Origin of the sequence: Paenibacillus sp. JMULE4 (genome assembly GCF_013337105.1) — a bacterium.
Classification (GTDB): Bacteria; Bacillota; Bacilli; order Paenibacillales; family NBRC-103111; genus Paenibacillus_G; species Paenibacillus_G naphthalenovorans.
Genome location: NZ_SGWF01000022.1, coordinates 17,168 through 36,974, shown reverse-complemented (window position 1 = coordinate 36,974; position 19,807 = coordinate 17,168). Strand labels below are relative to the sequence as shown.

The window sequence follows — 19,807 nt, the reverse complement described above, 5'->3', positions numbered from 1 at the left end:
TCTTTTGTTTATGTTTTAATCCTGGGAGCCCTATTGCGGGTATTGGCGGAAGCACGGAGCATTTCCTTCCTTACGAAGGAAGGATCAAGATCGATGGCGGTACACAACGTTTCGAACCAGTCGGTCTTCAAGAAGCCAAGCGCTTCTTGTCGCATTTGGAAATTTCGTCCTCCTTTCCGGGCCTTTGTTTTCAAATCGAAATAAGTTTGGATCAAAATGGCGCAAACCAGAACCCGGTACCCAAACGACATCCTCATCTCTCCCTTCCCGGATGTTCTTCGTTTGATCGTACCGGCCTTGTGTTAAGTTCTGATAAAGAAGGTTTAAAAACAGGCTGGAACTCCCCATACTATCCATAAGCTTGGGATCACATGCTTCAACAAGGGGGCTTAACTGTGGAACTCGTATTGATTCAACAAAATGACACGCACGGTTGTTTGGACGCCCATCCGGAATTCTTCTGGGGCGATCCGCGTCCGTTCTACATTCATTGCGGGGGCTTTTCACGCATCTTCCGCTATGTGACATGTTTAAAACAACAACATCCCCACGTACTGTTTGTTGACGGGGGCGATTTGTTTCATGGTACAGGACCGCTAGTTTTGTCCAAGGGTGAAGCCGTCTTGCCGCTACTCCGACAAATGCCGCTCGATGCTTGGGTACCTGGGAACTGGGACTTTGCTTACGGACCCCAACAGCTATTTTCTTTGATAAGTCAAGTTCCGGCACCGGCATTGGCAATGAATGCCAAGCCAATCTCCGGCAAAGTCAATCCTTTTCATTCGCATATGATTCGGGAAATCGAAGGTATACGGGTCGGTTTGACGGGATGGACTTATCCTTTTGTAGATCAAACGATGCCTCCTTCTTTCTCGGAAGGATTTACTTTTTCGCTAAATATAGACGATATGAGAAAAGTGGTTCATCAATTACGGGAGAAGGAGCGAGCGGATCTTATCGTGGTGATCAGCCATATGGGACTGCCTTTGGATATAAAAGCGGCATCCTGCATTGAAGGGATCGATATCATTTTAAGCGGGCATAGTCATGATCGAATCGACAAACCAATCAGACAAAATAACACATGGATTGTCCAATCCGGGGCAAGCACTTCGTTTCTCGGAAGAATCGATATTTCCTTTGAAAACGGAAAAATAACCCATATTCGGCATCAACTTATTCCGCTTTACGCGGACGAATACGAAGAAGACCCGGAATTCTCGCGTCTTATCCGGGAGATCAAGCAACCTTACGAGACGCTCCTGCGCGAAGAAATCGGCAAGCTGAAAACACCGCTTCATCGCATGTTTTTGAATGAAACGCCGATGGACCGTCTCATCACCGACGCGTACCTGTATGCGATAGATGCCGATATCGCTTTGTCTCATGGTTGGAGGTACGGCGCCCCGATTCTTCCGGGAGTCATAACTGTGGAAGATTTATATCAAATCATACCGACGAACCCGGAATTGTTTACACTAGAACTGGAAGGGCGATTCATTCTTGAAGCCTTTGAAACGAACCTGGAGCAAGTCTTTTCCCCGGACCCGTTTCAGCAGAAAGGCGGATATGTGTTGCGAACTTCCGGTGTCATCATGGCTTATAAACCATATAACCCCAAAGGACGGCGAATCGAACATTTTCTCGTTCAAAATAAACCGCTTAAACAGGATGCCATATACCGAATTGTCAGTGCCGGCGAACAAATCCTCGGGCAATATCAGTCCGTCAAAAAGCATTTGGGAATTCATGCCCATGATGCGATCAGGCACTTTTTTCAAGCCCATCAAACCATTGAAATTCATGATACGCCCCGCATTTTCAGTATTTAGCAGTTATGTGCACAAGCCCTTGCAACAATAAGATAGTGCTGATCGGAAGGATAGGTCAGTTTTTCAACCAAGAACCCATTCTCTTCAAATGCTTCTGCAAGCTCATTGGAATGTATTCGATGACGGAGAGGAGGGCCTTGTTCCGTTTGTTTTTTTTCCCATTCGATACATAATACTGTTCCGCCCGGCTTTAGCACTCTGCTCATTTCTTGGAGTCCTTTTTCCAAAGGTTCTACTTCGTGTAAGACGAATGAAGCGATCACATGGTCGGCGATTTGTCCTGCCAGGGGAATACATTCAATGGCTCCTTCAATTAACTCGACATTGTCCAGTTTTTCCTCCTTCACACGCTTTCCCAAATATTGCAGCATCTGTGGTGCAACGTCCAAAGCATACACTTTCCCGTTGGTAAGTCCTGCCGCGGGTATGGTAAAATAACCGGTACCTGCCCCCAAATCCAGAATAATGTCGTTATCTTGGATTTCCAATAATTCCAATAACTTTTCTGGAGGCAGAACTTTTCGCCGCTCCGGGTTGTCCAGTTTCTCCGTATGTTCAGGGTTAAACCGGCGCTCCGTCATGATTCTTAACCACCTTTACCGTTTTTATTTCCAAAGGGAGAGTAACCCAAAAATTATGCAGATTACCATCCGAGTGCAGTCCGACTTGTCCGCCGAACCGTTCCACAATTTCTTTTACAATCGCAAGACCCAGCCCAGTACCGTTCCTGTCTTTCTCCCGGTGTCTTGACGGATCCACGCGATAGAACCGCTCAAAAACCAAATCGCGAGCTTCACCCGGTATTGATTCTCCCATGTTGGAAACCGTGATGCGGTATTGTTTTTGTTCCCTTTTTCCCGTAATCTTTATCTCATTCCCTGTATTATACATGAAAGCATTCTTGAGCAAATTGTTCATGACCTGTTTGATTCCGTCTTCCTCGCCAAGAACGACTCCCTCTTGTATGGAGACGTCCAATGAAACACCTGCTTTGTCGCTTTCCAACTGAAAAGCCTGAATCGTTTGTTGCAGAAGTTCATGTATTTTGATTTCTGTCTGATACAGACTGTTATTCCCTCGAGCTTCCCAGACCGTCAAATGATGAAGCTGTTCTACGAGACGGGTGAGGTGCTGAGATTCTTCAAGCAGAGATTGATACAATTCCCGATTGCCTTCTATGACACCATTTGATAATGCCTCCAAATAGCCGTTCAAGTTGCTTAGAGGCGTGCGCAGTTCATGCGATATATTGCTTAGAAGACGTTTTCGGTTTTCTTCCGTACGCTTCAATGTTTTTGCCAATTCGTTAAAGTGCTTCGTAAGCTGACCGATTTCATCATGAGATTTCGGTTCGATGGGCTCCGGGTAATGTCCCTCGATCATGAGCTGCGTTGACTTCGCGAGCCGTTTTAAAGGAGAAAGTATTTTTTTGATAAAAACATAATGAATGATGGCGGCAACCAAAATGGCCAAAAAACTTGCTCTCCATAAATAAAACTCCATTGTTTCATTGAAGAACCTGCTTTTTTCCTCACCGACCAGCTCATATTGGCCCACCACCATGCAAGCAAAATCTTTTACGGATACCCCAGCGAGCCAGATCACAACAGCGATGACCAGGCCGTTGACCATAATGAGTTTCATCGTCAAACGCTTTCGCCAAAACATCCAATGTTTAATATGCATCAAATCGATATCCCATCCCTCTTATCGTTTCAATAAAACGGGGGGCTCCTTCCATTGCTTCGATCTTTTCCCGGAGCTTGCTGACATGGACATCCACGGTCCGGTCGATTACAGAACGTTCTTCATTCGGATACAGCTCTTGTAATATTTGTTCTCTTGTCAATATTTGATTCGGATGCCGCATCAGAAAATATAAAAGCTTAAATTCATGCATCGTCAGCGGAATAAGTTCTCCGTTGAACTTCACTTCTCCTCGAAGCGGTTTCAGCGTTAGTCCTTTGTAACTGATTTTACTGCATCGATTGGCCGTTCTTCGCAGGACGGTTTCGACCCTGGCAACGACCTCCTGCGGGCTGAAGGGCTTGGTAATATAATCGTCCGCCCCCATTTGCAGCCCCTGAATCCGATCCGATTCGTCCACCTTGGCCGTCAGCATGATGATCGGAATATCGCTTTTCATATCGGAACGGATCCATTGACACAGCTCTTCCCCGCTTTTATGCGGAAGCATGAGATCCATAATCACAAAACATGGATCGAGCTTTTCAAACAACTTCATTCCCTCAGAGCCGTCTGCCGCTTCTAAGATCTCATATCCTTCTTTTTCCAAATATATTTTCAGCAACTGCCGGATCTTGGCGTCATCTTCAACAATCAGGATCGTTTTGCCCTTCATTCCTCTAACATCCCCTAAACACGTTGCCGTTTGTCCGAGAATAGCATCCATTTGTTAAGATGCGTTAAAGAAAAAACCAATGAGATGAACTCATCGGTTTTCATATCATGGATTCGCAGCCTGATTGATGCATCCAATCAATCGGGCTTCCACATCGGCGGCAATGCCCATCAGAGCAGCATCCTCCAGCATATTCATGAATGCGGTCGGTTTCGGCATGCCGATTTTGGTCTTCCCGTCCGCTTCATAGACCACGATTTTGCACGGAAGAAAGTAACCCGCCAACGCACTTTCACTTACGACTCTGTTCGCTTCCGCAGGATTGCACACCTCCAAAACCACGTACTCCCGCTCAAAATCAAATCCTTTTTCCTTCAGTTTTTCGCGAAGATTAAACCGCCACAGCACGCCAAACTGTTCTTCCTTTAAAGATGTTTCCAAGGCGGCAATGGCATTCTGAACGTTCGCTGTTGTTTCTGCCGTATAATGAAACATGGCCGTTCCCCCAGTCAGTGTATTAACCCTAACGATAGTATGGTATCTTTTCCGGAAAAAACTCGTCTATTTTGTTAAAGGTCCGTCCCACGCCGTGATCCCGCCGTTCAAGTGAGCCACGTTACGGTATCCGCTCCGGCTCAGGATCCTACCGGCTTGCTTGCTGCGCATCCCGCTGCGGCAGTACAAATAGACAGGACTTTCTTTCGGAATCTCGCCTAGTCTCCTGTGAATCTGACTTAACGGAATGTTTACCGCTCCTGGAAGGTGACCCTGCTTAAACTCATGAACCTCTCTAACATCGATCAGCCTTTGCCCTTTGTATTCCTTCTTGAACTGCTCGATGTTCAGATTCCTCAATCCTTTCACCGGAGCGAATTGCTTAAACAGAAACCATGCTAAAAGAATAAATAATATGGCGTAAAAATAATAATTCATGCGGAATCACCTACCTGCTTTTGATCAATAATTCCACGGCCTCCTGAACGAGTTTGCTCGTATCTTTGCCGGCTTCCTTTTCTTCAAGAATGCACTGCTCCAGATTGACCGCAACGATATAGGCAATGGCTTTGTCGACTGCGCTTCTGACAGCTGAGAGCTGGCTCACCACATCCTTGCAGTTTTTCTTTTCCTCCATCATTTTCAGTACGCCGCGTACTTGCCCTTCCACGCGGCGCAGTCTTCTTTTTACATCATCATCGTAATTCATATTCATCGTTATCCCCCATTTGCTTATACGTGTATAGGTATATTATAACCTAAATCCGGGGGAACTGGTCTTAAATAAACAAGTTCACTTTCGCGTCTGCAGCATCCCCCAAATAGGCTGCAACACCGGCATAATCGATCCCGTCGATCAATTCTTCTTTCCGCAATCCAAGCAAATCCATGGTCATTGTGCATGCAACCAGTTTAACTCCCTGCTCCTGCGCGAGCTCAATCAACTGAGGCAGGCTGAGCGCATTATGTTTCTTCATGACATGCTTGATCATTTTGGGACCGATTCCGGCAAAATTCATTTTGGAGAGTCCCAGTTTTTTCGCTCCGCGCGGCATCATTTTACCGAACATGTTCTCAAGAAACCCTTTCTTTACGGAAACAGGTGGATCTTTTCGAAGGGTATTCAATCCCCAAAAGGTGAAAAACATCGTAACTTCGTGATCATAAGCGGCCGCTCCGTTGGCAATGATGAAGGCGGCGATCGCTTTGTCCAAATCTCCGCTAAAAAGAACGATGGTGGTTTTTTCTTTTTGGCTCATATCTATCATCCTTTCTTTGTAAATCATACAGGTATGGGTATTAAAAAGCGAAAAAAATTAGTCATACTTGGTGCATACTTTCTTTTTACGTTGATCATAGGAGCTTCTTCCGGATATAGAAAAGCATACAATTCGTTCTATCCTGCACGCTTTCTTAAAATTTGCGCGGCTCAGCACTTCGCGAAGATTCACCGGCTTTGCCCCATTGTTTTTTCATTCTTTGCAATTTGGGGAAAGATATATAATAAAGACCTTGAACAGGCCCGTGATTTCGAATTTGGTAAGCAATGAAGGTTATTGCTGCAATAAACCAAATCATGTTTTCTTCCTTTCTTTTAGGAAGGAGATGCAGTGCCTGGAACCACATCCCCTTCAAAAACTTATCCTTTCTTTACGATAAACTTAAATACACCGTTGTCTTCTTTAGCTTCGATCAATTCATGGTTCGTTTGTTTAACCCATGCTTGGAAGTCGTTCATGGAACCTTTGTCGGTTGTGTGCAATTCCATGATTTGACCGGATTCGAGCGAATCGATTGCTTTCTTTGCTTTGACGATCGGCATCGGGCAAGCAAGACCTTTTGCGTCAACAACAATATCCGCCATAAGTTGAACCTCCTTCCTTACATTTTAACCGTGATGATGTACCGCGCAGCGGTTCGGTCCAATCTCGAGTTCGACCGCTTTTTCTGCATCGACTTGGAGTTCGCCCCGGTTGATGGCCACAATTTCTTCAAAATTTGGCGGTTTCTCCATGGAGACCGCGCTAGCCACTTGTTCCGTAAAGGCTTCTTGGTCGGCGTTTTGCATAATTTCGTTATTCTCGCGAATTTCACCGAATGTGGCCCCAACAATACCGTTATCGTTGATCTCCTGAATGTCGGCATAGTGAGCGGGCAGAACGAGACAATCGTCCGGGAGATCGCTCAGCTTGTTGAACACGGTATCGTACAGATCCATCGCCCATTCTTTTGCCTTGCCTCCAAGATCGGGTCTTCCCAAACCGCCGACAAAGATGGTATCTCCGGACATCAAGAACCGGTTGTTGATCAAGAAGGATGTCGATCCGGGGGTATGCCCAGGCGTGGGAATCGCCAAGACCTCCACATCAATTTCTCCGACTCTGATCCGATCATGCCGATCCAACGGCTCAAACTTCAAATTCGTATCCTTTACCTCCCCGGAAGAGATGTAATACGTTGCGCCGGTTTGTTCGGCAAGCTGTCGCCCTCCGGAAATATGATCGGCATGCAGATGGGAATCCACGACATGTTCAATCTTGAAACGATGCTGTTTTGCAAGTTCAAGGTAAACATCCACCTTTTGATTCGGGTCGATGATCATGCCTTTCCCTTCCGAAATGACGGCATAGGAGAGGCAGCCTTTAGACAAACGGTTGATTTGAATCAATTTGAACTTTTCGTCCATGTATACGATGGTCGGATGGTAGAACTGGCTCCAGGCCAGCATTCCGCCTTCCAACGAGTAGGTTTTATACCCTTTCTCCATCAACATTTCCGCTACAAAGTCGGAAGATCCGCCTTTTGCGCAAACGACGACCATTTCCGTATCCTTTGGCAGTCCGGCGTGCACCTGCTCATCCTCTTCCAGAAAGTTAAAGTACGGAATGTTAACGGATCTCACTTTTTTTCCTTCAATTTTCCAATCGTTATAATCTGTCTCGTTCCTTACATCGAGAATCACCACGTCTTCACCCGAATTCATTTTACGGTGAAGCTCTTCTGCCGTAATCAAGGGTACTTTTTCCATTCTTATTCTCCTTTCCCGCTTAAAAGTTCAGCGTCACCTGCGCGTCGAATGCAAAATCCAAAAATGCCGCGGCGCCGCCGAGTTCAATTCCATCGATAAAGTGCTCTTGGTCAAGTCCCATCACATCTACTGTCATTTGGCAGGCGATCATGCGGACACCCGATTCTTTGGCCACGTCCAGAAGTTGGGTTACTGTCGGAACATTAATTTTTTTGAAGCCTTCCGCCAGTCCTTCGTTACCCGGTCTGAGTTGCAGCATTTGCTCGGAATCCTTATGAATGATCGACAGTCCTTCAAAGGTAAAGAAGATAGCCACCTCAGCGTCCAGCGCCGCCGCTGCCGTTGCAATGTTCAATACTTTGTATGCAGTTTCAAGACCCCCGGAAGATGCGATAATCGCCACTTTTTTGTTTGCCATGTTTTGTTCTTTCTCCTTTACTCGATTATTATTCGTCGCTTTCTGTGGCCCCCTGCCACTGGGACATGCCTGGCACCACATTCTTTACTTTGGAAAATCCGCGCTCGGCAAGAATTTGGCAGGCCATATCGCTGCGGTTCCCCGTTCTGCAAACGACTGCGTACTCTTTGCCCGGATCCAGCTGACTCAGTTTTTCCTCCAGTTGTCCCAAAGGTACGGAAACGGCGCCGGGAATGCGCCCGAAGGCATATTCCGCAGGTTCTCGTACATCCAATACGCTGATGCTATCACCAGAAGTTAGTTTTTGATTTAGTTCCTCGTTACTCATGATGTGAGGGAATTTTATTTCCGTTTTTGTCTCGCTGTCCGATGCTTTTCTCAAGAAATGGCGGAAAACCCCGTTCTCTTCCTTCAGACCAATGTATTGATGGCCGGTGCGTTTAGCCCAGCCCTGCAAATCTGCGACGGAACCCTTATCGGTGGCCCGCACTTCAAGGACTTCCCCCGGCTGCATTTCATCGATGGCTTTTTTTGTTTTTACGACCGGCATCGGACATGCCAGCCCTTCGCATTCAAGGACGCGGTTCGTTTGGATTGCTATAGTCATTACAATCACCCTCCCGTTATAGAATGTTTATTTTCCGTATTCGATATCCCCGGTCCATTCGGACATGCCGCCTTGCATATTGACGACCTTATAGCCCATGGACTCGAGATATTCACACGCCAAACCGCTGCGATTACCGCTCCGGCAGATGACAATCGTTTCTTTGTCCGGATCCAATTCCTTGCGTCTTTCACCAATAGTACCTAGCGGGATATGCTTGGCGCCGGGAATATGTCCCGACTCCCATTCGTCTTGCTCGCGCACATCCAGTAAGTTCAATTTCTCCCCCTGCTCAAGCCGCTTTCGCACTTCATGGGGGAGGATAACTTTCGAATGTTTCCCAGCCATTTTCGTTCACACCTTGTTAAGTTAATATATCCACCCAAATCTTGATCACCGTTGCCGTAATGAGCGCGGCGAGAATCCATTGCAGCACCTTCACATTCATTTTCTTGCCAAGCTTGGCACCCAGCGGTGAGGCGATGATACTCGCTATTACCATCACCAGGGATGGAATCAACAGCAGGTGACCCCCCATCACTTTACCGACCGTAGTGCCAATCGAGGAAATGAACGTAATCGCCAACGATGAAGCGATAGCCACACGTGTAGGAATTTTTAGAACAACCAGCATGATCGGGACAGTGATGAATGCGCCGGCTGCGCCAACGATACCCGACAAAATACCCACGATTGCAGCGGCGATTGCTGCAACAGTTGTGTTGAAGCTAACATTAGAATAGTCAGCCCTATCCGTTTCTTTTTTTGGCATAAACATCATGACGGCCGCAACGAGCGCCATAACGGCATACGTCAAGTTAATCGCGGAATCGGGCAGAAATTTCGAACCGTAGCCGCCTATAAAACTCCCCGCAATGATAGGAATCCCCATGGCAAGGACGAGCTTCTTGTTGATAAACCCTCCTTTGCGGTAAGCAAACATGCCGGCTAACGTTGCGAAGAACACTTGCACAGCACTTACCGCAGAAACCTCTTGTGCGGTAAACGCCGCAAAACCAAGTAAAGGGGGAATATACAGCAGCATCGGATATTTAATAATGGAACCTCCGATCCCGATCATTCCTGAAATCAGAGAACCGATGAAACCAATAACGAAAAGTGTGAGGATCCAACCGAAATCCAGTTCCATAAGACACCCCTTTCGTTAGTATTATTCCGATTCAAGTTACTTCCAATATACCTATAGGGGTATTTTTTCAATTAAAAAAAATTAATTTGCGTATTGCATGATGAATGCTTTCAGTTTATTTAACGGCTGAATACCAACGAATGTTGTGGCTTCTCTCCCGTTAACAAAGAGTTTTAATGTAGGAATACCTTGGATTCGGTATTTTACGGAGGCGAACGGATTTTGATCCACATTTAATTTTGCAATAACCGCCTCTTTATCCACTTCATCGGCCAATTGATCCAAAACAGGAGCCATCATGCGGCATGGTCCGCACCACGGGGCCCAAAAATCAACCAGTACGATTTTGTTATTCTTGATGATTTGATCCAAGGTATCGTCCGTTGCTTTTATTGTTGCCATGAAATCGCCCTCCTTGTGATTAATGTAATATACCAATACCCCTATGTGTATATTAAAATATTTGTGATTAACTGTCAAGATTATTTGTAACATCAGACGCCGAATCAGATTAAACAAACCAGATTTTTCGTCACAAAGGCGGTTGGATCACTAAGGCAAGAACCTTGCTACGCCCATTGTAGGCACCTGCCATCAATTGTTGGCTAGATTAGTTTCAATGATCTTTGTACATGAAGACTTGGAGTCTGAATGTGGGTGAACGAGACAGAAACATTGATGAAGCCAGACTGTATCCAGTAGGAGAGGCTACAATTAAACGTGTTGTCATAATAAATTCCCGAGAGGTTTTAATAAAGGGGTGTCTCAGATCATATGTAACGTTGGGAAAGCACAACAAATTAAAAGGATTTCAATTGGAGTAATCATTATTGTATTAGGCTTATATTTTAGAAGTTGGTAGGGACTAATTGGATTGGCACCAATCATTACTGGTGCGATTCGTGCCGCTAAATGCAATTCTAGGAATGCAATTCAATGACATCTTTCTGGTCCGTAAACCAGCTTGCCGCAAATGGTGCAAAAATAAACATAAGAATTCCTACAAAAGACATAAAGAGAACGGCCACGCCGGTCGGTCAGAAGCCCATATCGAAAAGCATCTTCGAACCGTTTAGCTCCATTATTCTGCCCGACAAGGGTTGCGGCCGCTACGCCAAACCCATATCTGGGCAGGCAGAAGTATATTTCAATGTTTCCGGCAATCATATGAAAATGCGATCTTTGATTTTTGAATCTTACCATACAACATGACGGTCCCAATGATCCGAACGATTACCGTAGCCAAAGCCGCCCTGACAATCCCCCAGCCAGCAAACTCATAAAGGCCTTAAATAAAGATTTAATCAAGACTGTATTTGTCAACTGAAAATCCGGCCACATAATCATTTAATTTCCGGCCACGCGGCATAAAAATAAAAGCTACGCCAACTGCTGTTTTTGCAACCACTCCTTTGTTTCTTTCATGCGATATGAATTTCCGTTCATGTTGACGATGTAAGACTGATGCGTCAGCCGGTCAATCATCGCAGCGGTCATCACCGGATCTTGAAAAATCTCACCCCATCGTTCAAAGGACAGATTGGTCGTAATGATCGTCGATTTACGTCCAGCCCGAAGTGACAGATGGGTAAACAATAATTCAGACCCTTCTTTATCAAACGAGATGTAACCCATCTCATCAGCTATGACCAGATCATACTTCTCGAAACGGTTCTGGAATGCACGTAGAGTCTGTTCCGACCGGCATTCCCTGATCCGGTTCACGAGCAGGGGGACGGTTGTAAACCATACTTTGTAACCCTCCAGGCAAGCTTTCAGACCTAACCCGATGCTAATGTGCGTTTTTCCAGTCCCTGGGTTTCCGGACAGAATTACGTTGCGCCCTTCTCGGATAAAATCTAGCGTTTTCAACAGTTTTAACTTCTTCTGTGCATCTTCCGGCAAGTCCCCGACAACCAAATCTTCGAGATATTTTTTGTGCGTAAATTCCGCCAACCGTATTCGGTTGTACCGGGACGCTTCCCGACGGGCATCGCATTCCTTTTCGAGAAGTTGCGTCAGAAATTCTTCGTAACTGGCGTCCCGTTGAGTCGCTTCCTGAATTTGCTCTTCCAAATGCTTACGAATCATCGGGAGCCGCAATTCTTTGCTGTATTCCAGAATCATTTCCTTCAACGCCTTGCGCGGCGAGTGGCTCATGCAGCGCCCTCCTTCGTTTCTGTCGGCCTAGTATCAAACAATTCATCGTACATGCGCAAATGCTCAACTGATCGCTCCGCAATCTCTTGGCCGGTTTCCGAATGTGTCGTCCGAACCACCGGCGCCAGATCTCGGTTTTTGGCACATAGCACTTTAATTTTATCCGTGGTTACATGGGCTGGGTGGATCCACTCCAATTCCTGAATAGCTTGCTCGATCTCCGCGAAACTGGCATCATCTCGAATATATTGCAATAGTTGTACAAATTCCTTGTTGCGTCTGGTATAATACCTTTCGTAGATTGTTTTTATCTTTTTGGGAGCCTGTTGCCACGCCGCGCTACCGGCGAATGCACCAGGTTTTTTCTTTAGCGTATCTAAATAATGGTTCAAGTCCAGCCGCCACTCATGGCTGCCGGTACACCGTACATGCTCCGCTACTTTCGTTTCTTGGTGAAAACAAAGCACTCGGGTCGAGTACACCTTGATCATGATCGATTCTCCAACCAGATGATCTGGTACGGAGTAACGATTTTGGTCCACCATAATCGTCGCGTATTTATCCGCCCGCCCGTAAAGTACACGGGCTGCGTCAAACGGGGGCGGGGAAGGCAAAAGGGTGGGGCGTTCTTCTTCCAGTCGTTCCTTCGCCGTCTGGCCGTTATTCTCGGTTTGCGGCTTTTGGTTGCGCTGAGTGCACACCTCCTGTAAATATTGGTTCGCTTCTTCAAGCGATTCAAATTCGTGCCGGAAGGCGAAGGCTTTCCGACGCACGACTTCTACGCTGCGTTCCACATGTCCTTTCTCATTGCCGCTGCGAATATTGCAAAACCGGAATTGAAAGCCGTAATAAAGCGACAGTTGGAGTAATCCTTGTGTCGGCTCCTTATCCGTTCCGACGAACCGTTTCACCGCGACTTTCATGTTGTCATACACCATGGTTCGATACACACCGCCGATATGCTGAAAGAACAGGGCATGTGCTTCTTGGAAGCATTCCGTCGTTTGCTTGGTGAACAGGTATGCAAAACGGTAATTCCCATATGCGGATGTGAAGACTGCCATCTGAAAAGTTTGAAACTTTCCATTAATTTTGAGCTTCACTTCACCCCAATCGAATTCGCAAATGTCCCCAAGCTCATACAGTGCCTTTATGTATGCTTCCTTTGGTTTTCGTTCCAAACTACGAACCGTCCGAAGAACAGTACTATAGCTGATTTGGATACCTTCGGCTTCTAGTGCCTCGAAGATATCTACCGCCTTCTTTTGCTGTTTGCGTTGCCCTTGGCTTCGCTTTACTTCGTTCTCATCCAGATGAGCCTGAATCTTAGCTGTCATTTCGTCGGTCAGTTTTCGTTTGGGTCGAATTCCGACTGTATACTTGGGCGCGGTAGTGAGGGCATCAATCAGTGCTTGGATATCCACCGAGTTGTTCCCCTCAGCTAGTAGCTGTTGTCTCCTTTCCTCATATTGCCTGATGTACTTCCCAACCGTCTCCCGATGGATCCCTGTCAATCTTGCAATCTCCCGGCGCGACCTCCCCTCATGAATATGCATCATTAATATTTGTTGCATCGTGTTCATCGCGATCATTCTCTCCCAGCCCCTACTTGTTGATTTTCTCTCCAAGTAGGTTTATCGGTTGTGGCCGGTTTTTCAATGATTTTGCTGGCCTGTTTTTAAGTTACCATAGACAATCAAGACAGATATGAATGAATTGATCCTGATGCTTTCATCGGCGTTTTCATATCTCCAGAGGCACGAAGAATACTACCTAATACGCTCATAAGCGAAATAAAGATGGATGGAATGGCAACGATCAGTCCTTTATTTCGTTATTCTTCCCAACCGATCCCATTGAGAATCAATTGATGGAACATCCGATCCATTTCGTACGCAGAATAATGCGCATTCCGATCCATCCACCAAATCATGAGCGTCATCAGTGTATTGACGACAAATTCAACCGCCAAGTCTTGGGGAATCAACGATGAATCAGAAGATGACAACTGCATTTCGATTTCTTCCCTCGCCAAATCTGTGATCATCCGTTTCATATGGTGGAGAACAAGCGCCCCGCTCTGCTTGCCGACAGTTGCCCGGTAAATTTGCTTGTGGCTTTGTACATGCTGCAAGATGGCGAGGCTAAAGCCAAAACTTGTTCTCCCTGTTTCTTCTGCAATAGTGCGTTTGGACATCTGTTCCTTGAGAAACTCGCGAGTCCTGTTGATCGTGTCTACAAGAAGCTCCTCTTTGTCGACGAAATGAAAGTAAAAAGTGGATCGACCAATATTCGCCCGATCGATTAAATCCTGAACGGTAATGGCTTCATACCCCTTCTCGACGATTAAATCCAGAAGCGCTTCGTGCAGCATGGTACGCGTTCGCTGTACCCGCCTGTCTTCCTTCTTGTCTGACACGAATTACCCCCCTTTTGTTGAACAATGTGTAAAAAGTTGTTTCATAACGAACATGGAGACCGCCTTTGATTATTGTCGAGTTCCCACACGAACATTATGATCGAAATTGAACATCATGTTCAACAAAAATTTTAGAGGAGGAACCGAAAATGACTCAAGGGAGCCCGCTCATTTCTCTTCGCCGTGTGTTCAAAACATACGCATCGCCATCGGGGGACTTCACTGCGCTCAAAGAAGTGAACTTGCAAGTGCAAAAGGGGGAATTCGCGGCTATTGTCGGCAAGTCAGGCAGCGGAAAGTCAACCCTTATCAATGTGATTACCGGAATCGACAGCCCCACTTCCGGAGAAGTGTTCGTCGCCTCTACAGCCATTCACTCACTGAATCAGGAGCAGCTTGCGATCTGGCGCGGGAAAAACGTCGGTGTTATCTTTCAGTTCTTTCAATTGCTGCCTACGCTAACCGTAGCGGAAAACGTCATGCTTCCGATGGATTTCTGCCATACGTATCCGGCACGCGAAAGACGAGAACGGGCGGTTGCACTTCTGAGCAAGGTAGGCATTGCCGAGCAGGCGGACAAACTGCCATCCGATCTCTCCGGCGGACAACAGCAGCGTGCAGCCATCGCCCGGGCGCTGGCGAACGATCCACCCATCCTGGTTGCCGACGAGCCGACCGGCAATCTCGATTCTCATACGACGGACGTCGTGTTGAATCTCTTTGCCGAGCTGGCATCGGAAGGTAAAACGGTGGTCATGGTTACGCACGAGCGCGATTTAAGCCGATATTTCACAAGATCGATTTTGCTGTCCGACGGAGCCATCGTGTCCAATACAGCAGCGGTCAAGGAGGCTTTGCATCATGCTTAGTCCTCGCCTACGGAAAATGCTACGCGATCTCCGTATCGCCAAGGGACGAATGGTCATGATGGTTCTCTCCATCGCGGTCGGAATCTTTGGCATTGGAACGATTCTGAGCGCCTACACGATTCTAACCCGTGAAATGAGTCTGAATTATCAAAGCACGAATCCAGCTTCCGCTTTCTTGGAATTGGATCATATTGACAAATCCCTCTTAGACGGAGTACGTAATCGACCCGGCATCGCAGGTGCGGAAGCGACGGCTTGGGTGGAAGCCAGAGTCGAAGTGCGGCCCCAGGAATGGAAACCGCTCCTTATCTTCGGCGTGGAAGATTTCAAGAGCATGCGCATCAGTACTTTCCGTCCCGAATCCGGCGCTTGGCCGCCTTCGGAAGGTTCGATATTGCTCGAACGCACCGCGCTTCAGCTCTTAAAAGCAAAAATCGGAGATGCCCCGCGCATTCAAACACCCGACGGTCAGAAGCTGAATGTTGCCATCACAGGAACCGTCCATGATCCGAGCTTGGCACCATCGTGGCAGGAGCAAACCGCCTACGGGTATGCCGCCCCTTCGACGTTGGCGTTGCTTGGCGAAACCGACGCCTTTCATATTTTGAAAGTGCTCGTCAAAGATCAGCCAATGAACTCGCAGGCAATTGAACGGACAATCGGAGAACTGGCCGTATGGTTGAAACAGCAAGGACATAAAGTCGGAGAAATCCGAATTCCGCCTCCCGGAAAGCACCCGCACCAGTCCCAGATGACGGCAATTCTGATCATGCTTCTTATCTTCAGTCTATTGGCACTCACGCTCAGTGCCATTCTGATTGCCACGATGATCGGCGGACTGCTTGCAGGGCAAATTCGCCAAATCGGCGTCATGAAAGCGATCGGTGCGCGAACGAGCCAGATCGCCGCCCTGTATCTCCTATTGATCATGCTTGTAGGTTTTGCAGCCGTCCTGTTAGGTATGCCCACGGGCATTGCAGCTGGACGAGGTTTTGCGGTTACGGTTGCAGAACTTTTAAATTTCACGCTGTATAGCGATTCCATTCCGTTGTGGAATTACGTCGTATTGCTGTTGGCCGGTATACTCGTTCCTTTTCTTACGGCACTTGTTCCCATATGGAGAGCAACGCGGATTACCGTCCGGGAAGCCATCAACGATTTTGGCACAAGCAGGAAGTCTTTTGGCTCCAAGCGACTCGATATATGGCTCGGAAAAATACGAGGACTGGATCGAACACTGATCCTTGCCTTGCGCAATACGTTTCGTAGAAGAGGACGATTGTTGCTCACTCTTAGCTTACTGGCAGCTGCGGGCGGCATGTTCATGACAAGTTTAAATGTCAGAACAGGCTGGGAATCGATTTTGTCCGATGCAGTTTCGAATCGTCATTATGATTTGGAAATTCGGCTGAATCGTCCGGAGGCGGAGCACCGAATCATCCAGATCCTTCAAAGCATCCCCGAAGTCCGGCATGTGGAAGCTTGGAATCGTGAACCTGCCGCGGCGATCCGAACCGATGGTTTAGATATCATTCGAACTTACCCGGACGGGGGACACGGCAGCTTTACGCTTCGCTCCGTTCCAGCAGATACGGAAACGGTTGAATTGCCGCTATTGAAGGGACGATGGCTTCGAAGCGGAGATTCCGATAACGCCGTTGTGCTAAACCATAATGCCCATGCTTTATTTCCAGAGGTGAACTTGGGGGATCCCTTATCGCTAGCGATTAACGGAAATCCGGTTCAATTGCAGGTGGTCGGCATCGTGCGGGAAAACCTGTCACCCGCAGCAGCCTATGTATCCCCGTCAGGATATACCAAAGCCGTCGGACTTTCGGGGCAGACGAACGCCTTGAGAGTCGCATTGAAGGACCCCGGCACCGTAGACAGGGTTCAACAAGAAATCGAACGCGTGCTCGAGAAAGAAAACGTCAGGGTGGAAGCGGTGATTTCGGAGACGATGCTAAATGAAGCGGTAAGTGGCCATGTCTATATCCTCATCTTTGCCTTGATCCTGATGTCGGTCATCATGGCAGTCGTCGGCGCACTAGGGCTCATGTCGTCGATGGGTACAAACGTAGTCGAGCGCACCCGTGAATTCGGAATCATGCGCACCATCGGCGGTCGATCGAGGACGGTTCTTCGGAACGTCGTCAGCGAAGGGATATTTATCGGCCTCATGAGCTGGGTAATTGCCCTTGTCATCTCGTTGCCGGTGTCTGCAGCCGTTGGAAATCTGATCGGAAATTTGGCCTTTCGTTCGCCTTTGCCTCTCGTTTCGTCGCCGACAGCCATTTTGATTTGGCTCGTCATTATTATCATCGGATCAGCAACTGCAAGTGTCTATCCTGCATGGAAAGCATCGCGGCTGACCATTCGGGATACGCTCGATTACATCTAGGAAGGAGAGAACCATCCATGAGAAAAAAGGCACTCGTAACAGTCATTATCCTCGCTGTGATCGCGTGGATAGCAGTGGCCTTTCACCAGATCGACTTTATCGATATGGTTAAAAAAATGCACGGAGGATGAAACCATGCCAAATGATTAGCTGAGAGATCGTCTATTTTTTCAACTGAAAGCATCTCACTGAAAAGTCGCTGATTTGTTGCATAATGCAACAAATCAGCGACTTTTTCTAACAAGCGGTCTGACCCCCGGATACGCCGACATAAAGAACATCTCCGTTTGTATCCGACTCAAGTTTTGACTTTAAGCTCGATAACACGTCATCCCAAGCATGGATATGCCATTGTTTTGCTGCAGACCAACCTTCGGAATCTTTCCAACCGTTATGCTTTAACGAAACCTTTGTATTCTTCCCGTGTGCAGTGAATGTTACTTCAACGACCGTTAGCTCGTTAGGCTGATTCATGAGTTCGGCGAATTGATCCGGATCTTTCAAATCAAAAACCAAGACCTTCGGTATTTCAATCTTCAAAACCTTGCAACCTTTTGTGCTCATCGTATCTTTGTCAGCAGGGTTAAAATAAACCTCGTATTTGCCTCCAACTCTCGGCTCAATCTCAGCAGCATGTGTAAACCATTGCGCTACCCGTCCGATTCGGTCCATGTTCTCCAGACCGAATCAATATCTGATTGAATCACTACTTCTTTCTGAATGGACATGACTCTCTTCCTCTCTTTCTAAGCGTTTTTACCATTTTATTCTGATAAAAGATTTTCCCGAAATCATTCCGGATTTTGCTGACTCACCGGGTGTGTAGTCCACGCAGTAAAGGTAAAGAAGCCTATTTTTTCAAAGACTCTTTCATCCTGTAAAACGACACAACGCCCGCAGCCAAGGGCAAAAGGGATAGAATCGCTATGGCAGCCTTAGAATCAATCATATCTGAAACGAAGCCGGCAAACAGCGCTCCAAACGCATATCCGCTGTCTCTCCAGAAGCGATAGACTCCCATCGCCGATGCTCTCCAGGAAGGATCGGCCACGTCGCTAACCGTTGCCTGGAGAGTCGGATAAACCATCGCGGTTCCAAGTCCAATAACGATAGCGTCTAATAACCATGCGGTATAGCTGTGCGAAAAAGCAAAAGATAACAGGCCAAGCCCTTGCAAAGTCATTCCCGCAACGATCAGAGGTTTTCTTCCCCATATGTCGCTCAGGGCGCCGGTAAGCAGTTGAAAGGTTCCCCACGATATCGGGTATGCGGCAACGATAACCCCTATCTCGCCGACCGTTAACCCTTTATCCAGCAAGAATAATGGAAATAGCCCCCATGCCACCCCGTCTTTGAAATTGGTAGCCAGCCCGGAGATGCTGCAACTCGAAAGCGTTCGCTCTTTCCAAGTCACCAACTTCATGATGATTGTCGATGAATACTCGGATTGAGCAGATTTTGTCACGTTTTGAAGCGTCAAATGTTTTTCCGTAGCATTCACGGTTAACGAAAGCAGAAATCCGACCAACGCAAACCCGAGTCCCCATAAAAACGGCTCCGGGCGCAAAGATGAAACGGATGCGATGTACCCCGTCATGGCAGCGGCAGCCGAGAGACCTAAATAGCCGGCTGCTTCATTCAGACCGATCGCAAATCCCCGCTCATTGCTTTTCACCAGGTCGATCTTCATGTTCACCGTCATGGACCAAGTCAAAGCTTGATTGATTCCCAGAAATAGATTGGCAACAATAATAACCCACCATTCATGCGCCGCAATGACCAGCAGGGGCACGATGAAACCGAAGCCCCAGCCCGCCAGCAATACTTTTTTGCGACCGAATTGCTCCGCCAACCTGCCTGCAAAGTAGTTCACGATCGCTTTTGAGAACCCGAACGATACGATAAATGACAATGCTGCGCTAGTAGAAGCAAGTCCAAACTCTTGCTCGCCAATGAGCGGCAAAATGGTTCGTTCCATTCCCACCATGGAACCGACGAACAAATTGGTGAATACAAGCATGAAAAAGTTGAATGCGTTGTTGCGAATGCCTTGTCGAGGAGTCATT

The 19,807-nt window shown here is 47.2% G+C and carries 24 protein-coding genes; 4 read left to right on the top strand and 20 right to left on the bottom strand.

Features of this window, described 5'->3' with window-relative positions; translation table 11 throughout:
• Positions 1 to 8: 8 nt before the first annotated feature.
• Positions 9 to 251: a hypothetical protein gene (locus EXW96_RS25400; protein ID WP_174351719.1), complete on the bottom strand. Its 243-nt coding sequence runs from the start codon at positions 249 to 251 to the stop codon at positions 9 to 11.
• A 144-nt stretch (positions 252 to 395) separates the two neighbouring features.
• On the opposite strand from EXW96_RS25400, the gene EXW96_RS25395 reads away from it, so the two are divergent.
• The gene (locus EXW96_RS25395) at positions 396 to 1,832 is read left to right on the top strand and encodes a bifunctional metallophosphatase/5'-nucleotidase (protein ID WP_127607641.1); all 1,437 of its coding nucleotides are present in this window, start codon (positions 396 to 398) and stop codon (positions 1,830 to 1,832) included.
• On the opposite strand, the gene EXW96_RS25390 is transcribed toward EXW96_RS25395, so the two are convergent.
• The 7 genes from EXW96_RS25390 to EXW96_RS25360 all read right to left on the bottom strand — a co-directional run bounded on the left by EXW96_RS25390 (position 1,829) and on the right by EXW96_RS25360 (position 5,948).
• The gene (locus EXW96_RS25390; protein ID WP_127607639.1) at positions 1,829 to 2,413 is read right to left on the bottom strand and encodes a class I SAM-dependent methyltransferase; all 585 of its coding nucleotides are present in this window, start codon (positions 2,411 to 2,413) and stop codon (positions 1,829 to 1,831) included. The two genes, EXW96_RS25395 and EXW96_RS25390, sit on opposite strands and share 4 nt — an antisense overlap.
• Entirely contained in the window at positions 2,394 to 3,518 is a 1,125-nt protein-coding gene (locus tag EXW96_RS25385; RefSeq protein ID WP_085170059.1) for a sensor histidine kinase, read from the bottom strand. Before EXW96_RS25385 ends, EXW96_RS25390 begins: the two co-directional genes overlap by 20 nt.
• Positions 3,508 to 4,194: a response regulator transcription factor gene (locus EXW96_RS25380; protein ID WP_085170060.1), complete on the bottom strand. Its 687-nt coding sequence runs from the start codon at positions 4,192 to 4,194 to the stop codon at positions 3,508 to 3,510. The genes EXW96_RS25385 and EXW96_RS25380 overlap by 11 nt, the downstream gene beginning before the upstream one ends.
• Positions 4,195 to 4,299: 105 nt before the next feature.
• Positions 4,300 to 4,689 carry a DUF302 domain-containing protein gene (locus EXW96_RS25375; RefSeq protein ID WP_127607635.1) on the bottom strand — a complete coding sequence of 130 codons (390 nt, stop codon included), beginning with the start codon at positions 4,687 to 4,689 and terminating at the stop codon, positions 4,300 to 4,302.
• 66 nt (positions 4,690 to 4,755) lie between these two features.
• Complete coding sequence (locus EXW96_RS25370; protein WP_085170062.1) at positions 4,756 to 5,127, bottom strand: rhodanese-like domain-containing protein; 372 nt, start codon at positions 5,125 to 5,127, stop codon at positions 4,756 to 4,758.
• Positions 5,128 to 5,137: 10 nt separating this feature from the next.
• Positions 5,138 to 5,404, bottom strand: coding sequence for a metal-sensitive transcriptional regulator (locus tag EXW96_RS25365; protein ID WP_062494090.1), 267 nt, complete (start codon positions 5,402 to 5,404; stop codon positions 5,138 to 5,140).
• Positions 5,405 to 5,468: 64 nt separating this feature from the next.
• Complete coding sequence (locus EXW96_RS25360) at positions 5,469 to 5,948, bottom strand: DsrE/DsrF/DrsH-like family protein (RefSeq protein WP_127607633.1); 480 nt, start codon at positions 5,946 to 5,948, stop codon at positions 5,469 to 5,471.
• On the opposite strand from EXW96_RS25360, the gene EXW96_RS25355 reads away from it, so the two are divergent.
• Entirely contained in the window at positions 5,940 to 6,239 is a 300-nt protein-coding gene (locus tag EXW96_RS25355; protein ID WP_144942023.1) for a hypothetical protein, read from the top strand. The two genes, EXW96_RS25360 and EXW96_RS25355, sit on opposite strands and share 9 nt — an antisense overlap.
• Positions 6,240 to 6,328: 89 nt before the next feature.
• Here the strand turns inward: EXW96_RS25355 and EXW96_RS25350 are convergent, their stop codons facing one another.
• The 10 genes from EXW96_RS25350 to EXW96_RS25305 all read right to left on the bottom strand — a co-directional run bounded on the left by EXW96_RS25350 (position 6,329) and on the right by EXW96_RS25305 (position 14,471).
• A complete protein-coding gene (locus tag EXW96_RS25350; protein ID WP_062494096.1) occupies positions 6,329 to 6,553 on the bottom strand; it encodes a sulfurtransferase TusA family protein in 225 nt (74 codons plus the stop codon).
• Between the two features lie 24 nt (positions 6,554 to 6,577).
• Positions 6,578 to 7,717: an MBL fold metallo-hydrolase gene (locus EXW96_RS25345; protein ID WP_144942025.1), complete on the bottom strand. Its 1,140-nt coding sequence runs from the start codon at positions 7,715 to 7,717 to the stop codon at positions 6,578 to 6,580.
• A 19-nt stretch (positions 7,718 to 7,736) separates the two neighbouring features.
• Entirely contained in the window at positions 7,737 to 8,135 is a 399-nt protein-coding gene (locus tag EXW96_RS25340) for a DsrE/DsrF/DrsH-like family protein (protein WP_062494102.1), read from the bottom strand.
• Between the two features lie 28 nt (positions 8,136 to 8,163).
• Positions 8,164 to 8,742, bottom strand: coding sequence for a sulfurtransferase TusA family protein (locus EXW96_RS25335; RefSeq protein ID WP_062494104.1), 579 nt, complete (start codon positions 8,740 to 8,742; stop codon positions 8,164 to 8,166).
• A 27-nt stretch (positions 8,743 to 8,769) separates the two neighbouring features.
• Positions 8,770 to 9,090, bottom strand: a complete 321-nt coding sequence (locus EXW96_RS25330) for a rhodanese-like domain-containing protein (protein WP_062494107.1) — start codon at positions 9,088 to 9,090, stop codon at positions 8,770 to 8,772.
• Between the two features lie 16 nt (positions 9,091 to 9,106).
• Positions 9,107 to 9,892, bottom strand: coding sequence for a sulfite exporter TauE/SafE family protein (locus EXW96_RS25325; protein ID WP_062494109.1), 786 nt, complete (start codon positions 9,890 to 9,892; stop codon positions 9,107 to 9,109).
• A gap of 81 nt (positions 9,893 to 9,973) precedes the next feature.
• Complete coding sequence (trxA, locus tag EXW96_RS25320; RefSeq protein WP_062494110.1) at positions 9,974 to 10,294, bottom strand: thioredoxin; 321 nt, start codon at positions 10,292 to 10,294, stop codon at positions 9,974 to 9,976.
• Between the two features lie 978 nt (positions 10,295 to 11,272).
• Entirely contained in the window at positions 11,273 to 12,052 is a 780-nt protein-coding gene (gene istB, locus EXW96_RS25315) for an IS21-like element helper ATPase IstB (protein ID WP_174349575.1), read from the bottom strand.
• Positions 12,049 to 13,644, bottom strand: a complete 1,596-nt coding sequence (istA, locus tag EXW96_RS25310; protein ID WP_155615814.1) for an IS21 family transposase — start codon at positions 13,642 to 13,644, stop codon at positions 12,049 to 12,051. The genes istB and istA overlap by 4 nt, the downstream gene beginning before the upstream one ends.
• A gap of 242 nt (positions 13,645 to 13,886) precedes the next feature.
• The gene (locus tag EXW96_RS25305) at positions 13,887 to 14,471 is read right to left on the bottom strand and encodes a TetR/AcrR family transcriptional regulator (protein ID WP_062494112.1); all 585 of its coding nucleotides are present in this window, start codon (positions 14,469 to 14,471) and stop codon (positions 13,887 to 13,889) included.
• A 149-nt stretch (positions 14,472 to 14,620) separates the two neighbouring features.
• Between EXW96_RS25305 and EXW96_RS25300 the strand changes: the two genes are divergently transcribed.
• Both EXW96_RS25300 and EXW96_RS25295 read left to right on the top strand, forming a co-directional pair.
• Positions 14,621 to 15,340, top strand: coding sequence for an ABC transporter ATP-binding protein (locus EXW96_RS25300; protein ID WP_062494114.1), 720 nt, complete (start codon positions 14,621 to 14,623; stop codon positions 15,338 to 15,340).
• Positions 15,333 to 17,741, top strand: a complete 2,409-nt coding sequence (locus EXW96_RS25295; RefSeq protein ID WP_127607625.1) for an ABC transporter permease — start codon at positions 15,333 to 15,335, stop codon at positions 17,739 to 17,741. The genes EXW96_RS25300 and EXW96_RS25295 overlap by 8 nt, the downstream gene beginning before the upstream one ends.
• A gap of 237 nt (positions 17,742 to 17,978) precedes the next feature.
• On the opposite strand, the gene EXW96_RS25290 is transcribed toward EXW96_RS25295, so the two are convergent.
• Together EXW96_RS25290 and EXW96_RS25285 are read right to left on the bottom strand one after the other, a co-directional pair.
• Entirely contained in the window at positions 17,979 to 18,413 is a 435-nt protein-coding gene (locus tag EXW96_RS25290) for an SRPBCC family protein (RefSeq protein WP_225312755.1), read from the bottom strand.
• A 178-nt stretch (positions 18,414 to 18,591) separates the two neighbouring features.
• Complete coding sequence (locus EXW96_RS25285) at positions 18,592 to 19,806, bottom strand: MFS transporter (RefSeq protein WP_127607623.1); 1,215 nt, start codon at positions 19,804 to 19,806, stop codon at positions 18,592 to 18,594.
• Between the last annotated feature and the right edge of the window lies 1 nt (position 19,807).